Below are 13,405 nucleotides of genomic sequence, written 5' to 3' on the forward strand. Positions count from 1 at the left end.
TCACATGTGACGCGTTAGACCGCCATCGACCCGAAGGCTCTGGCCGGTGATGTAGCTTGAATCATCGCTGAGCAGGAAAGCTGCGGCCTTGGCCTGTTCCTCGACCTTGCCAATGCGCTTCAGCGCGGTCAGATCCGCGAATTTTCCGACATCGAGGCTGTCGGTGAAGCCTGGAAGCAGGCAGTTCATCCGGATGTTCTTCGGGCCGTAGCGATCGGAATAGAGCTTGGTGAATGACGAGACGCCGGCTCGGTAGACGCAGGAGGCAGGGAACCACAGGGAAGGCTCGAATGCCGCGTAGGTGGTGATGTTGACGATGGAGCCGCCGCCCTGCGCCTCCATCACCGGCGTCACCAGGCGAGCCATGCGAATGACCGACTTGACGATCATGTCGTTGGCGAGATCCCAGTTCTCGTCGGTAATGTCGAGGAGGTCGCCCTTCGGCGGATGACCCGTGTGGTTGAGCACCGCGTCGATCCTGCCATGCGTCGACATCGCCAGATCAAAAATGCCCTTGAGATCATCGCCGCTTTGGGCCACACCGCGCCGCGCGACGCCGCCCAGTTCGGCGGCGAGTGTCTCGCAGTTCTCTGACGGCGACATCAGGGCGAGCTTATAACCGCGTGCATGCATTTCGCGCGCAACGGCCGCGCCCATGCCCTTACCGCCGCCGGTGATCAGACAAACCTTTTTTGTCATGGAGAGCTCCTTTCAAAAGCGGTCGATGCGATAGGGACGCATGTCGATGGGTGGCGTCGCCCCGGTGATTAGATCGGCCATAAGGCGTGCGGTCGTTGCCGCGTAGGTGACGCCGAGATGGCCGTGCCCGGTGGCGTAAAACACACCCGGCACCTTCGCCGAGGCGGACATCACGGGAACGGTGTCCGGAAAGGCAGGACGATGACCCATCCACTCGGAAAAATCCTCGCAGCGCAGGTTCGGCAAGGCCGCCTGCGCACGCCGCACCGTTATCTTCGAACGGCGGTAATCGGGTGCTGCATCGAGCCCAGCCATCTCCACCGTGCCGCCGACGCGGATACCGCCCGCCGTCGGCGTGACCATGAAGGCGCGAGCAGGCCAGATAATCGAGTGACGCATCGAGATGCCGGGCGACATGATCTGGGTGTGATAGCCGCGCTCGGTCTCGAGCGGTATCGGCTCGCCAAGCATCTTCGACAACAGGCCGGAATAGGCGCCAGCGCAGATCACGACCTCATCGGCAGCGATCGGGTCACCTCCGACAAGGCGGACGGCGGTGATGCGGCCGGAGCGGTCGAAGCCCGCCACTGCGCCGCGGCGGAATTCGCCACCGCGTGCGAGGAAGCGATCAGCAAGGGCCTGCACAAGTCGATGCGGGTCGCGCAGGCTGCGGTTTTCGGGAAAGTGCACGGCTACGCCGATATTTTCCGACAGTTCCGGTTCCAGTTCCCGTGCCTCAGAACCCGTCAGGCGCTTGAACGGAAAGCCGAAACGCTCCAGGATCTCGATATGCTCGCGATCGGCGCGAAACTCCGCCTCGTCGCTGTAGAGCGACAGGCAGCCCTCCTCGGTCAGTTCCCCTTCCAGGCCGGTCTCGCGCAACAGCGGCAGCAGGTCGTCGTAGACGCGCTTGCACAGTACAGCCCCGTCGGCTTCGAGCTGGCGCAGCTTTCCTGGCCGCGACGCCGCGACAAAGCGGGCGAACCAGGGAAGAAGTTTTGGCATATAGCCCGGGCGGACACGGACCGGGCCTTCCGGGTCCAGCATCCAGCCGGGGATTTGCTTCCAGATCGACGGCCGCGAGGCCGGCATGAACTCGGTGACCGCAATCGAGGCCATGTTGCCGTAGGACGCACCGCCTCCGATTTCGCCCTTGTCGAGCAGGATTACCCGTCGCCCCCGCCTTTGCAGTTCGTACGCGATGGTGGTCCCGATAATGCCTGCGCCGACGACCACAGTGGTCATGCTGGTTCTCTCCATAGTGCTGGTCATGGCCGGACGGCGTTTCACCGCCCGGCCGCGCGGCTTACCAATTGAGGATCGGTTCCATGGCGGCGCGGAATTCTGCCTTTTCGTCGTCCGTCAGTGGCCCAAGCGGCGCACGGCATTCGCCGACCGGCAATCCCTGCAATTCACAGCCATACTTGATCTTCTGGACGAACTTGCCGGACTCGAGGATGTTCATCGCGCGGTAGAGTGTCATCATCATCTCGCGGGCCTTGCCGAGATTACCGGCCTTGTAGGTCCGGTCGAGATCGCAGCAGGCCTTGGCCATGCAGTTAGACGGGCCGCAGATCCAGCTTTCCGCTCCCCAGAACATGAAGTCGAGTGCGATGTCGTCCGAGCCGCTGACCAGCTGTATTTTGCCTTCATAGCGGCTGGCAATGTCGATCGCCCGTTGCAGAACGCCCGAGCTTTCCTTGATGCCGATTACCCGGCGGTTGTCGGCGAAATGATCCATCAGCTCGAAGGAAATGTCCGAGCCGTCCTTGGCCGGATAGCTGTAGAGCACGAGATTGACATCGACTGCGGAAAGCACGGTCTCGTAGTGCTTGATGAGCTCTTCCTGGGTCGGGCGTGTGTAGAAGGGTGGCGCGAGCAGGACCGTGTCGTAGCCGATCTCCTTTGCCATGGCGGTCTGTTCGATGACTTCTCGCGTGGCGGGTGCGTTGGTGCCGGCGATCAGTATTTCACCAGGCTTGGCAAAGTCCTTGACGAACTGCAGCACCTCGCGGCGCTCGTCAGTCGACTGGCTGAAATATTCGCCCGTCGACCCGTTCGGCACCCAGCCGGTCACGCCTGCTTCGCGCAGGTGGACAAGAAGGTTCTCGAAGGCCTTGAAGTCGATCTTGCCGTTCTGGTCGAAGGGCGTGACGAGAGCGGGCATAACGCCAGAGAGTTTCATTTATTTCTCCATTCGGGTGTTCGGTTGGCGGGCAGGTCAGACGGCCAGCCGCTTGAGGATGCGTTGTTCAATGACCGTGACGGCGCGCGTCAGCGGGAAGGCGATGACGAAGTAGATGAGGGCGACAATCGTCAGCACTTCGACCGGCCGGGCCGTATTGTTGGAAATATTCTGGCCGACAAACATCAGGTCCGCCATGCCGACGGCCGAGACGAGCGCGCTTTCCTTGAAGAGGCTGACACAGTTGGAAAGCAGTGTCGGCGCGGCGCGCAGCACCGCCTGCGGTAACACGACGCTTGTCGTCCGCACCCAGGGTGAAAGCCCTAGCGCCACGCAGGCGTCCAGTTGCTCGCGTCCGACGGACTTGAGTGAAGCCCGGAAGGTCTCGCTGCTGATGGCACCCATATAGAGCGTCAGCGCGATGATACCCGATGCCATGTTCGAAAGCTCGACGCCGAGAACGAGCGGCAGGCAGAAGAATATCCAGAACAGTTGTACAAGCACGGGCGTGCCGCGAAAGAACTCGACATAGACGCTGGACACGCCTCGCAGGATGGCGCTCTTCGAGGTTCGCGCAAGCGCCAGAATGAAGCCGAGTACGCAGCCGAGGACGATGCAGATCAGGGTGAGCTTGAGTGTGGTCCAGAGGCCGAGAAGAAGTGCTTCCTGGAACCTGAGCACGATGGCAAAGTTGAAGGTCATCATTGCGCGTTTCCTCAGCTAGCTATTACTTCGCGTCGGCGTTCGAGATAGCCGACGATCTGCGAGACCGGGAATGACACGGCGAAATAGACCAGCGCGACGATGGTGAAGGTCTCGATCGGGCGATAGGTCTGGGTGGCCAGCGTTTTGCCCTGGTACATCAGCTCCTGGACGGCGACGATGGCGACCAGCGCGCTTTGCTGGAAGATGCCGATCCCATTTGTCAGCAGGACCGGGATCGAGTTGCGGACCGCCGTCGGCAGGACGATGTAAAGAATGCGCTGGAACGGGTTTAAACCAAGCGCGATTCCGGCATCGAGCTGCTCCCGCGGAACTGCCTGGATCGAAGCCCGATAGGCCTCGGCATTGAAGGCCGCGAGATTAAGGCCGAGTGCCAGGATGCCCATCGTGACCGAACCGAGGAACACGTTGAACAGTATTGGCACGCAGTAGAAGAACCAGACGATCTGGATGATCGCCGGCGTGCAGCGGAAGAATTCGATGAAGAGCGTGACCGGAAGCCGGATCACCGCCCAGCGGCTCATGACGAGCAACGCCAGCAGGAAGCCGAGCGTCAAGCCGATGACATTGGCCGCGATCGTGAGCTGGATCGTAACGAAGAGACCGTCCCAGAGCGGTCCGAAGTTGCGAAAGACAGACGCGAAGTCGAAACTGTAGTTCATCGTCCACCCCCCTCAATGCTTGATGTGAAAGACTCGCTCGATAAAGTCGCGCGTGCGCTCTTCCTTCGGCGCACCGAGCACCTGTTCGGGCGGACCGTCTTCGACCACTACGCCGCCGGCACAGAAGATCACGCGAGAGGCAATATGTTTTGCGAACCACATGTCGTGGGTCACGATGACCATCGGCATCTGCTGCTGAGCAAGTTGCAGGATCACCTGTTCGACTTCCGCCACGAGTTCGGGATCGAGCGCCGAGGTCACCTCGTCGAAGAGCATGAGTTTCGGATCGAGCATCAGCGCGCGGGCGATGGCCACACGCTGCTTCTGTCCACCGGAGAGCTGGGCCGGATAGGCGTTGGCCTTCGCGGCCAGTCCGAAGCGGTTGAGCAGCGCCATCGCCCGTTCGCGCGCGGCGGCCTTGCTTTCGCCCCTGACTTTTACCGGCGCCAGGATCAGGTTGCCGATGACATCGAGGTGCGGAAACAGCGTGTAGTGTTGAAAGACCATGCCGATCGAGCGCCGGACCTTGGTATCGATCGCGGTCTTGCCGCTGCCGTTTGCCGAAATGTAAGGTTTGCCGCCGAAGGTTATCGTGCCCTGGTCGATCTTTTCGAGTCCCATGAGCACTCTCAGCAAAGTGGACTTGCCGCCGCCGGAAGGACCGATAACGACGACGCGGTCGCCAGCCTTCATCTCGATGTCCAGCCCCTGCAGCACCTTTATGACGCCGCCATAGCTCTTGTGCAGTCCTTCGATCTTCACCAGCGCCGCTGTATCCGACATCGCCTAAACTCTCCTCCACGAGACAGGGAAGCGGAGCCGCCCCGCGGCGGCTCCCACATGGCTCACTTGCCGGGCTCAGTTGCCGGCCTTTAGGACCTCATCAACCGCCTTGCGGATCAGTTCATCCACGTGGCCGGTCGCGACGCGTTCTTCGAGGAAGATGTTGACCACTTCGACGTCCGCCGCTGAAAGCTGATGCGGCAGGCCGAAGGCCACACCCTGCTTCGCAAGCGCCGGCGTCGGGTTCATCGCCACCGCCCAATCCGGGTTCGACTGGGTGAAGAGCTGGTTCGTGTCGGAAGCATCGACGAGGATGTCGGCGCGACGCGACACGACCGCAAGCCGCGTTTCGTCGTTGGTCGGAAGGCGCAGGATTGTCGCCGTCTTGACAGCGGCGGAAATCGCCTTGTCCTGAGCGGTACCCGACATGACGGCGAGCGTTACGCCTTCCTTGTCGATATCGGCAACCGAGGCGGCGCCCGCCGGAATCTTGGGGTTCTCCTTATTGTAGGCGAGCGAGATCTGGTACTCCATTGCGGGGATGGAGAACTGCACCGCCATGGCGCGCGTCGGCGTACGGTTCAGGGCAAGGGAGAGATCCCACTTTCCGGCCTGAAGACCGGCCACGATATTGTCCCAGGTGGTGTCGACGAACTCAGCCTTGACCTGCAGCACGTCGGCAAATTCGCGGCAGAGATCTGCGAAGAAGCCAGAGTATTCGCCGCTTGCAGGATCGCGCATGACGTAGGGTGGAGCAACGGCGGTGCCGCAGCGCAGCGTGCCCGATTTCTGGACACCTTGCCAGTATCCTTCCGCTGTTTGCGCCGAGGCCACCGTGGTCGAAAGACCCGCCACTAGAGCGAGCGCGGCCGTCGCCCGCAGAGCGGACGTGATCATCTTCGAGAGCATATGCATTCCCCATTTTGAGCGCGTGAGACGCGCGGTTCCACCCGTCGGCTTCGGCCGGTCTTCAAGTCTTTTTAATGTCGGCTCCATGTCGACTGACAAAAATATGTCGTCTTGTAGTCGACAAAGTCAAGCGGAAATTTTAAATTGCCGACACGTTGTTTTTCTGGCCCAATGACCGCGAACTCTGAAAGGGGACGTACGTGTCTGACGAAATTGAAATGAAGCGGGTGCGGGGCACCGGCTGGAAAAATGTCTACGATACGCTGAGGGCGGAGATTCTGGCGCTGACCCTGCCACCCGGCCAGCTCCTTGACGAGACGACGCTGGCGGAACGCTTCGACATGTCGCGTTCGCCGGTGAGGGAAGCCTTGATCCGGCTGGCAGGCGAGGACCTGGTGGTAACGCTTTCAAATCGCAGCACGATCGTGGCACCGATCGAAGTGGCGAGCTTTCCAAAGTACGTCGAGGCACTCGACGTAGCCCAGCGTATGAACACGCGCCTCGCCGCAGCATTGCGTACCGACGCGGACGTGAAGATTATCGCAAAACGCCAGAAGGACTTCGAGACGGCAGTGAAGACCAATGTGCATCTGAAAATGTCGGAGGCCAACAAGCAGTTTCACATGGCGATCGCCTATGCCGGCAAGAACCCTTATCTCGCGTCGTTCTACGAGCGACTCCTGAACCAGGGCCAACGCATGCTCCACCTGCATTTCGAATATCTTGAGCGGACCGGCGATGGCTATCTGCTTACCGACGAGCATAGTTTGATGTTGGAGGCCATACGCGCAAAGGATGTAGAACGCGCAGACGAATTGGCGCATTCCCATACGCGCCAATTCCAGGACAACTTTATCCGCTTTCTGCGCGAAAACTACACGACCGACGTTTCCCTTGGCTCTCGAGTTGCAGCGGAATAGCCATGCCCCTGCCCCAGAAGATCGGGTTTATCGGGACCGGCGCCATCACCGATGCCATGGTGCGCGGCCTGCTCACGGAACCTGCCGCCGTGCCGCACGTCATGGTGTCCCACCGCAGCGCGAATATTTCGGCGAAACTCGCCGCTGATTTCCCGCAGGTGCTCGTCTCAGGCGACAATCAGGCGATTGTCGACAGCTGCGACACGGTCGTGCTTGCGATCCGCCCGCAGATCGCGGACGAGGTCATCCGCCCCCTGGCGTTCCGCGATGGGCAGAAGGTGATTAGCGTGATCGCGGCAACGAGCCGGGAGACGCTTTTCGACTGGATCCGCGCGGATGTCCGCCTCTCGCAGGCGATCCCCCTGCCCTTCGTCGCGCGCCGCAAGGGCGTCACCGCCGTCTATCCGCCGGACGTGGATACCGCCGCCCTCTTCAACGTGCTCGGTAACGCCGTTGAATGCGAGACCAAGAAGGAATACGACCTGCTTGCCGCAGCCAGTGCCCTGATGGCCACGTATTTCGGGATCATGCACCGTACGACCGAATGGCTCGCGGAAAATGGCTTGCCGGAGGAAAAGGGCCGCGCCTATCTTGCGCCGCTCTTCGCCAGCCTCTCCGAGACTGCCGTTCTTGCCGGCAAGGACCGCCATTACATCGATCTCAGTCGCGAGTTTGCGACCGGGGGTGGACTGAACGAGCAGGTGTTTCAGGAGTTCGATCGCAACGGCGGCACGGGCGCCCTGAAGCGGGCATTAGGGCAAGTGCTGGAACGAATTTCAAGCTGAGCTTAAGTTCTCACGCCTTGAAGGGAACAGAACTGGCGCCCCCTTTTTAGCCACGTGATAAGAGCGGTTTATCGTTCTCGCGCTCAGCTAAATTCCCCTTCGTCGAAACATCATTCGTTCAGACGATCAGCCAAACGCTTCATGAGATCCATTCGTTCATGAAGAATCGCCACGATGAGGGCGGGCGCATCCTCTCGAGGCAGACAGAAGACGTAATGATGTTGGCATCGCGCCATCCGTAACGCCGGATAAAGCGCGCTCATATCCTTGAAAGGAACTTTGCCCTCGGCAAGGTTTGCGATTCCTCGCTCCAAAGCCGAGACGTAGCGGCGTACTTGGGCGACGCTCCATTGCGCACGCGTGTAGCGGATTACCGAACGTAGATCCGATTCCGCCTCTACGGTAAGAATGTAGGCCGTCAAGCGCGACCCTCGGCAATCTCCTCGTCGAGGATCTCACCTAAGGTTTTGGTCGACAGTTTTCCGGCGAGCCCCTCATTGACGCGTGTGTTCATCAACGTCTTCAACTCCTCCCAGGCTCGTTCTCCATCTATGTCACCGGGAAAGAGGCGCTCAAGTGCATACTGCTTGATTGTCTTGCCCTGCAAAGCGGCCAGCGCCTTCAGGCTTTGATGTTGTTGGTCTGTTATATCGATCGTCAATCGGCTCATCTAACGTGCTCCTGAACTGAGGAAGCCCACATTAGCACATATGTGGGTATGTGGCCACCGCCGCGACGCTCTGATCCGCTGTCGCTTGGAGGGATCTGCTATTTCGAACAATTGATCTGAACCCTTCAACCGCCCAAAACACATGCAGCCCACTTCCTTCTCATGCGATTCCCTCTATGGCGCACTCCAACAAAGATCCGATCAGACCCGGACGCTTCCGATTACATTCTGCTCAGTTGAAAACCATGAGCCAGCGGATCGCGGTCATCGACGAAAATCGTGTTGTGGCCAGTGATCCGCGCCCATCCGCCGACGCTCGGTTTGATACCCTTGAACTCGCCGACGGCGACTTCGGCTTCCACGCGTCCCTCGAACACTGTCCCGATAAGGCTCTCCTGGCGGAAGGTTTCACCGACGATGAGCCGGCCCTTCCCGAAAAGCTGGGCCATCCTCGCGGATGTTCCGGTACCGCCTGGCGATCGGTCGATGGCGTTGTCACCATAGAAGACCGCCCCGCGCCCGTCTGCTTCGGCGTTCTTTGCCACATCGAACCACAACACGTGGTGCACACCGGAAATGGTATAATCCTCCGGATGGGTAGGATGACAAACCATAGCCAAGGCGGTGCGAAGCCGGCGGCTGAACTCGGCGATGTCGCTCGCATTCACGCCATCAAACCCGGGCCACGCCGCTTGCGGCTCGACGACGGCGTAGTAGTTTCCGCCATAGGACACATCGACGGTCAGTCGGCCGAGACCTGGCACCTCGACCTCGACGTCAGCGGCGTGCAGATAGCTCGCTACGTTGAACATCCGAACGCTTTCGACAAAGTCTCCCGGCTTATCATAAGTGATATCGACGCGGCCCGCTGGCGTTTCGATCGAGAGCCGTCCCGGATTGCGTGGGGTGACCAGCCCCTCCTCGAGGGCCGCCGTCACCAGGCCCATGGTGCCGGCTCCGCACATGGGAAGACAGCCACTGACTTCAATGAAGATCACGGCGAAATCGCAGTCGGTCCGATAGGCGGGATAAATGATCGCCCCCGACATGATGTCGTGCCCCCGTGGCTCGAACATCAAGGCCTGACGGATCCAGTCATGTTCGCGGACGAAGATGGCGCGGCGCTCCGCTATCGGCAGATGTGGCAGAAGCGGAGCCCCGCCCGCCACGAGACGCACCGGATTGCCGCAGGTGTGCGCATCGATGCAGAAAAAGCTGTGGCGCATGACGGATGTGCTTTCACAGTCGTTCAGGCAGGGCTGACGGCTCTCGTCGTCCGGCCCTGCAGTGCTCCCTTGGACACCCGGTCAAGCAGAATGGCGACCGCAACAATTGCAAGGCCGGCGCGCAGGCCAAGTCCCATCTCCATCCGCGTCAGGCCGCGAGTGACTTCTGCACCCAGTCCGCCTGCTCCAACAAGTCCAGCCAGCACCACCATCGCCAAGGACAGAAGGATGCACTGGTTCAGACCGACCAAGAGTGTGGGCGTCGCAGCGGGTATCTCGATCTTGACGAGGATCGCGCGCGGTGGTGCCCCAATCGCTTGACCGAGTTCCAGAAGATCACGGGGTACCTGCTTGAAGGCGAGCGTCGTCAGTCGCAACATCGGCGGCACGCCGTAGACGATGGTCGCGATGATCGCAGGAACCCTGCCGAGACTGAAAATCATCACTGCCGGAATAAGATAAACCCAGGGCGGCACGGTCTGCATGATGTCGAGAACCGGACGCAGGGAAACCTCAAGCGCCTTGTAGCGTGACGCCAGGATGCCGAGCGGAAATGCGATCGCGACCGACAAGGTTACAGATACCGTTACGAGCGCGAGCGTTTGCATGGATGCGAGCCAGAGTCCTGACAGATAACAGAAGCCGAGCGAGGCAGCAGCGACAAGCGCCAGCCGCCAGCCGGCAAGCCATCCGGCCACAAGTGCCACGAGGACAATGACAACGGCAGCCGGCGCGAACAGAAGTGCTGCTTCGATCGTGCCCAGCACGGCTTCGATCAAGCGGGTAATTGCGCTGAACAGCGGGTGAAAGTTCGCATTGAGCCAGTCTACGCCAGGCGCCAGATATGATCCCGGAGAGAACTTCAAGACGTCCGGGTTCATCGTGCACCTGCCTTCGTTTCTCTCGCCGCACTCTGCGTGAGGCGATCCAGCACCATCGTTACGACCACGATCGCGATCGCAGCGTTGATCGAAGTGGCAATGTCGAGCGTTCGAACGGCACCATAGATCGTCTCGCCAAGTCCGCCGGACCCGACGATGCCAGCGATAACGACCATGCCAAAGGCCATCATCAGGCTCTGGTTCACGCCTGCCATGATACTGGGCAAGGCAAAGGGAAGTCGAATTTTCACGAACATCTGCCACCAAGTCATGCCACTGGCATGTCCGAGTTCGATGAACACGGGCGGTGTCATGCGGATCCCGAGCGAAGTCAGTCGAATGGCAGGTGGCATGGCGACAATGAAGGTGGCGGCCAAGGCCGTCGCGGGTCCATATCCCATCAATGCGATTGCAGGCAGAAGGTAGATGTAGGGCGGCAAAGTCTGGATCAAGTCGAGCATCGGCTCCAGGAACCGATCAAGAGACGTGGCGAACCCCGCGAGGATACCGACGGGAATGCCCACCACCAAAGCGAGAACAGTTGCGGTCGCCACCAGTGCCAGAGTGCTCATCGTCTCGGGCCATAGGCCCATGATGGCGCACAAGAGGAGACCCAAGGTCGTCAGGATGGCAGCAGGCAGGTTCATCACACGCCACGCCAGCAGTCCGGCGAGAACCGCGAGGACGTAGAACGGCGCAAGCTGCAGTACCCAGAGTATGCCGTCGTAAGTACCTTCCAGAATCGCCCGGATCGAGTCGAAGAACCATTCGGCGTTGTCACCGATCCAGCTCAGGGCATTGTCGGTCCACGTGTCGAATGCGTCAGTGATCGTTTCGATTTCCATGGTCCAGCCCTCACACCTCGCCGCAAGCGCTGTCAGGGGTGCCAGCGACGCCGCGGAGGAGACTTCTTGCCGTGACGATACCCACTGGTTTTCCGTCTTCCACGACAGCAAGGGCGTCTCGCGGAGACTGCATCGTGAGGTCGATCAGCGACCCGATATCTGCTTCCGGCGAGGCCGTAAGGAGTGATTCGATGTCGACGTCGGGATGAGACTTCGCAAATTCTGCAACGGGCAGCATGACGGTATGCGCCTTCACCAGGTGAACTCTGGAGATGCCTGCAACGAATTCGGATACGTAGTCGTCAGCGGGGCTGGTCACGATATCTTCTGCAGTGCCGACCTGCACGATGACGCCGTCTTTCATGATCGCGATGCGATCGCCGATGCGGATCGCCTCCTCGAGATCGTGGGTGATGAATACGGCCGATTTTCCCAGCGACTTCGTCAACTCACGGAACTCGTCCTGCAACTGCCGCCGGATCAGGGGATCCAGCGCACTAAACGGCTCGTCCATGAGGATGATTTCGGGATCCGCAGCAAGTGCACGCGCCAGCCCGACGCGCTGCTGCATGCCGCCGGAGAGTTCCCGCGGCAGTCTCGACGTCCAGTCCGCGAGGCCGACCTTTTCAAGCGCGGCCTGGGCGATGCTGTTGCGCTTGTCTTTCGGCACACCGCGCACTTCCAGACCGAAGGCTGCGTTTTCCAGAACCGTTCTGTGAGGAAGAAGAGCCACACTCTGAAAGACCATGCCGATGTTTCGCGCGCGCATCTCACGCAGCTCCGCTGCGTTCAGTTTCGCAACGTCGCGACCTTTGACGGTGATGGTTCCCATGCTTGGCTCGATGAGACGGTTAAGCAGGCGGATCAAGGTGGACTTGCCGCTCCCGGAGAGGCCCATGATGCAGAAGATCTCGCCCCGGCGAACCTGCAAGTTTGCATCCGAAACGCCTACGACGCAGTCGAAGTCCTGGAGTATCTGTCGCTTCGAGAGCCCACGCTCCTCCACGGCCTTGACGGCCTGAGCCGCACGCCCGCCAAAAATCTTCCAGACGTTCCGGCATTCTACGAGCACTTCGCCCGCATCTTTGGTTGCGTTGATCATCGCGTTCCCCTGGGTCCGGCTCTAGCCGACCTTCAAAATTCAGGTTTGCGGATGCGGGCCGGAGTGTTCCGGCCCGCATACATACGCATTATTCGCTCTTGATGTTGCCCCAGCGCTTCAGCAGGTCGGCATGGGCTGCAGTCCAATCAGCAACGGCCTCGTCCATGGTCTTGCCATCGTTGACCGCGCCGTTGATCGCAGTGATGTCGGCGAGCGGGACATAGACGCTGGCGATCACCTCGCGTGCATGCGGATAGGCTTCGGAGAAGCCCTTCTGGCCGATCCAGTAATAGCTCTGCGGCGGCGGGAACACGCCCTTGGGGTCCTGGAGATACTTGACCGGATATTTCTGAACCATCCACGATGGCTCCCAGACCGTCACAGCGATCCATTCCTTGCGATCATAGGCCGCCTTCAACGCTGCAGTCATCGCCGCAGTGCTACCCTCGACGAGCTGGAGCTTGAGGTCGTATTCCTTCACCGCAGTCGACGCATCACGCATCAAACCGGAACCGGGCTCGATGCCGACGATCTTGCCGCCGAACTTGTCAGCATTTTCGTTCAACTGTTCCAGCGAATTGATGTCGACGTAAGTCGGCACGGCGATCGCCTGATACAGACCATGGGAAACCGGCGAGATCTTCTCGAGCTTGTTCTTGTTTTTGTCCCAGTAGTCTTGAGCGACATAGTCGGTCTGGGATGCAAGCATCTGAACGTCGCCCTTGGCGAGCGCCGCGTAGGCGATGCCCCATTCCGAGAAGGAGACGACGTCGACTGAGTAGCCAGCGTCCTCAAGCACCTTCTTCGTAATGCCAGTGATCGGTGTCAGGTCCTCCCAGGACATCGTTCCGACCTTGATCGACTTCTCTTCCGCCTGAGCGGAAAACACTGTCATGCCAATCATTGCAGCGGCGCTCAGCGCCCTCCACACACCCTTCATCGTCATTCTCCTCATTTAGTTCCCGTTGTTCTGAAGGCTGGTCCAGCGCCTAGCCCCACTTATTGCGCGGCGATG

16 protein-coding genes are annotated in these 13,405 nt (G+C 60.2%); 2 read left to right on the forward strand and 14 right to left on the reverse strand.

All coding sequences use genetic code 11. The features are described from left to right. The 7 genes from H4I97_RS18800 to H4I97_RS18830 all read right to left on the reverse strand — a co-directional run bounded on the left by H4I97_RS18800 (window position 1) and on the right by H4I97_RS18830 (window position 5,961). Window positions 1-699 carry an SDR family oxidoreductase gene (locus tag H4I97_RS18800; protein ID WP_182308391.1) on the reverse strand — a complete coding sequence of 233 codons (699 nt, stop codon included), beginning with the start codon at window positions 697-699 and terminating at the stop codon, window positions 1-3. Between the two features lie 12 nt (window positions 700-711). Further along, a complete protein-coding gene (locus H4I97_RS18805) occupies window positions 712-1,944 on the reverse strand; it encodes an NAD(P)/FAD-dependent oxidoreductase (protein WP_182308392.1) in 1,233 nt (410 codons plus the stop codon). Window positions 1,945-2,005: 61 nt separating this feature from the next. Next, entirely contained in the window at window positions 2,006-2,884 is an 879-nt protein-coding gene (dapA, locus tag H4I97_RS18810; RefSeq protein WP_182308393.1) for a 4-hydroxy-tetrahydrodipicolinate synthase, read from the reverse strand. Between the two features lie 36 nt (window positions 2,885-2,920). Continuing rightward, window positions 2,921-3,589 carry an amino acid ABC transporter permease gene (locus H4I97_RS18815; RefSeq protein ID WP_182308394.1) on the reverse strand — a complete coding sequence of 223 codons (669 nt, stop codon included), beginning with the start codon at window positions 3,587-3,589 and terminating at the stop codon, window positions 2,921-2,923. Window positions 3,590-3,600: 11 nt separating this feature from the next. Then, window positions 3,601-4,269: an amino acid ABC transporter permease gene (locus H4I97_RS18820; protein WP_182308395.1), complete on the reverse strand. Its 669-nt coding sequence runs from the start codon at window positions 4,267-4,269 to the stop codon at window positions 3,601-3,603. Between the two features lie 12 nt (window positions 4,270-4,281). Next, on the reverse strand, window positions 4,282-5,052 hold the full coding sequence (locus H4I97_RS18825) for an amino acid ABC transporter ATP-binding protein (protein ID WP_182308396.1): 771 nt from the start codon (window positions 5,050-5,052) through the stop codon (window positions 4,282-4,284). Between the two features lie 75 nt (window positions 5,053-5,127). Continuing rightward, window positions 5,128-5,961, reverse strand: coding sequence for a substrate-binding periplasmic protein (locus tag H4I97_RS18830; protein WP_182308397.1), 834 nt, complete (start codon window positions 5,959-5,961; stop codon window positions 5,128-5,130). Between the two features lie 200 nt (window positions 5,962-6,161). On the opposite strand from H4I97_RS18830, the gene H4I97_RS18835 reads away from it, so the two are divergent. Then, window positions 6,162-6,881: a GntR family transcriptional regulator gene (locus tag H4I97_RS18835; protein ID WP_182308398.1), complete on the forward strand. Its 720-nt coding sequence runs from the start codon at window positions 6,162-6,164 to the stop codon at window positions 6,879-6,881. A gap of 2 nt (window positions 6,882-6,883) precedes the next feature. Further along, window positions 6,884-7,666 carry a pyrroline-5-carboxylate reductase gene (locus tag H4I97_RS18840; RefSeq protein ID WP_182308399.1) on the forward strand — a complete coding sequence of 261 codons (783 nt, stop codon included), beginning with the start codon at window positions 6,884-6,886 and terminating at the stop codon, window positions 7,664-7,666. Between the two features lie 110 nt (window positions 7,667-7,776). Here the strand turns inward: H4I97_RS18840 and H4I97_RS18845 are convergent, their stop codons facing one another. From H4I97_RS18845 to H4I97_RS18875, 7 genes are all read right to left on the reverse strand, one after another. Continuing rightward, window positions 7,777-8,088 carry a type II toxin-antitoxin system RelE/ParE family toxin gene (locus H4I97_RS18845; RefSeq protein ID WP_182308400.1) on the reverse strand — a complete coding sequence of 104 codons (312 nt, stop codon included), beginning with the start codon at window positions 8,086-8,088 and terminating at the stop codon, window positions 7,777-7,779. After that, on the reverse strand, window positions 8,085-8,336 hold the full coding sequence (locus H4I97_RS18850; protein WP_182308401.1) for an antitoxin: 252 nt from the start codon (window positions 8,334-8,336) through the stop codon (window positions 8,085-8,087). The genes H4I97_RS18845 and H4I97_RS18850 overlap by 4 nt, the downstream gene beginning before the upstream one ends. 221 nt (window positions 8,337-8,557) lie before the next feature. After that, entirely contained in the window at window positions 8,558-9,562 is a 1,005-nt protein-coding gene (locus H4I97_RS18855) for a 4-hydroxyproline epimerase (protein ID WP_182308402.1), read from the reverse strand. A 23-nt stretch (window positions 9,563-9,585) separates the two neighbouring features. Beyond that, the gene (locus tag H4I97_RS18860) at window positions 9,586-10,443 is read right to left on the reverse strand and encodes an ABC transporter permease (RefSeq protein WP_182308403.1); all 858 of its coding nucleotides are present in this window, start codon (window positions 10,441-10,443) and stop codon (window positions 9,586-9,588) included. Continuing rightward, window positions 10,440-11,288, reverse strand: a complete 849-nt coding sequence (locus tag H4I97_RS18865) for an ABC transporter permease (protein WP_182308404.1) — start codon at window positions 11,286-11,288, stop codon at window positions 10,440-10,442. The genes H4I97_RS18860 and H4I97_RS18865 overlap by 4 nt, the downstream gene beginning before the upstream one ends. 10 nt (window positions 11,289-11,298) lie before the next feature. Beyond that, on the reverse strand, window positions 11,299-12,390 hold the full coding sequence (locus tag H4I97_RS18870) for a quaternary amine ABC transporter ATP-binding protein (RefSeq protein WP_182308405.1): 1,092 nt from the start codon (window positions 12,388-12,390) through the stop codon (window positions 11,299-11,301). An 88-nt stretch (window positions 12,391-12,478) separates the two neighbouring features. Then, a complete protein-coding gene (locus H4I97_RS18875) occupies window positions 12,479-13,330 on the reverse strand; it encodes a glycine betaine ABC transporter substrate-binding protein (RefSeq protein ID WP_182308406.1) in 852 nt (283 codons plus the stop codon). Between the last annotated feature and the right edge of the window lie 75 nt (window positions 13,331-13,405).

The organism is Ciceribacter thiooxidans, assembly GCF_014126615.1.
Classification (GTDB): Bacteria; Pseudomonadota; Alphaproteobacteria; order Rhizobiales; family Rhizobiaceae; genus Allorhizobium; species Allorhizobium thiooxidans.

Excerpts from the sequence above, each read along its gene's own strand:
- H4I97_RS18800 (WP_182308391.1), bottom strand. The coding sequence starts at position 699 with ATGACAAAAAAGGTTTGTCTGATCACCGGCGGCGGTAAGGGCATGGGC.
- H4I97_RS18805 (WP_182308392.1), bottom strand. The coding sequence starts at position 1,944 with ATGACCACTGTGGTCGTCGGCGCAGGCATTATCGGGACCACCATCGCG.
- dapA (WP_182308393.1), bottom strand. The coding sequence starts at position 2,884 with ATGAAACTCTCTGGCGTTATGCCCGCTCTCGTCACGCCCTTCGACCAG.
- H4I97_RS18815 (WP_182308394.1), bottom strand. The coding sequence starts at position 3,589 with ATGATGACCTTCAACTTTGCCATCGTGCTCAGGTTCCAGGAAGCACTT.
- H4I97_RS18820 (WP_182308395.1), bottom strand. The coding sequence starts at position 4,269 with ATGAACTACAGTTTCGACTTCGCGTCTGTCTTTCGCAACTTCGGACCG.
- H4I97_RS18825 (WP_182308396.1), bottom strand. The coding sequence starts at position 5,052 with ATGTCGGATACAGCGGCGCTGGTGAAGATCGAAGGACTGCACAAGAGC.
- H4I97_RS18830 (WP_182308397.1), bottom strand. The coding sequence starts at position 5,961 with ATGCTCTCGAAGATGATCACGTCCGCTCTGCGGGCGACGGCCGCGCTC.
- H4I97_RS18840 (WP_182308399.1), top strand. The coding sequence starts at position 6,884 with ATGCCCCTGCCCCAGAAGATCGGGTTTATCGGGACCGGCGCCATCACC.
- H4I97_RS18850 (WP_182308401.1), bottom strand. The coding sequence starts at position 8,336 with ATGAGCCGATTGACGATCGATATAACAGACCAACAACATCAAAGCCTG.
- H4I97_RS18855 (WP_182308402.1), bottom strand. The coding sequence starts at position 9,562 with ATGCGCCACAGCTTTTTCTGCATCGATGCGCACACCTGCGGCAATCCG.
- H4I97_RS18860 (WP_182308403.1), bottom strand. The coding sequence starts at position 10,443 with ATGAACCCGGACGTCTTGAAGTTCTCTCCGGGATCATATCTGGCGCCT.
- H4I97_RS18865 (WP_182308404.1), bottom strand. The coding sequence starts at position 11,288 with ATGGAAATCGAAACGATCACTGACGCATTCGACACGTGGACCGACAAT.
- H4I97_RS18870 (WP_182308405.1), bottom strand. The coding sequence starts at position 12,390 with ATGATCAACGCAACCAAAGATGCGGGCGAAGTGCTCGTAGAATGCCGG.
- H4I97_RS18875 (WP_182308406.1), bottom strand. The coding sequence starts at position 13,330 with ATGAAGGGTGTGTGGAGGGCGCTGAGCGCCGCTGCAATGATTGGCATG.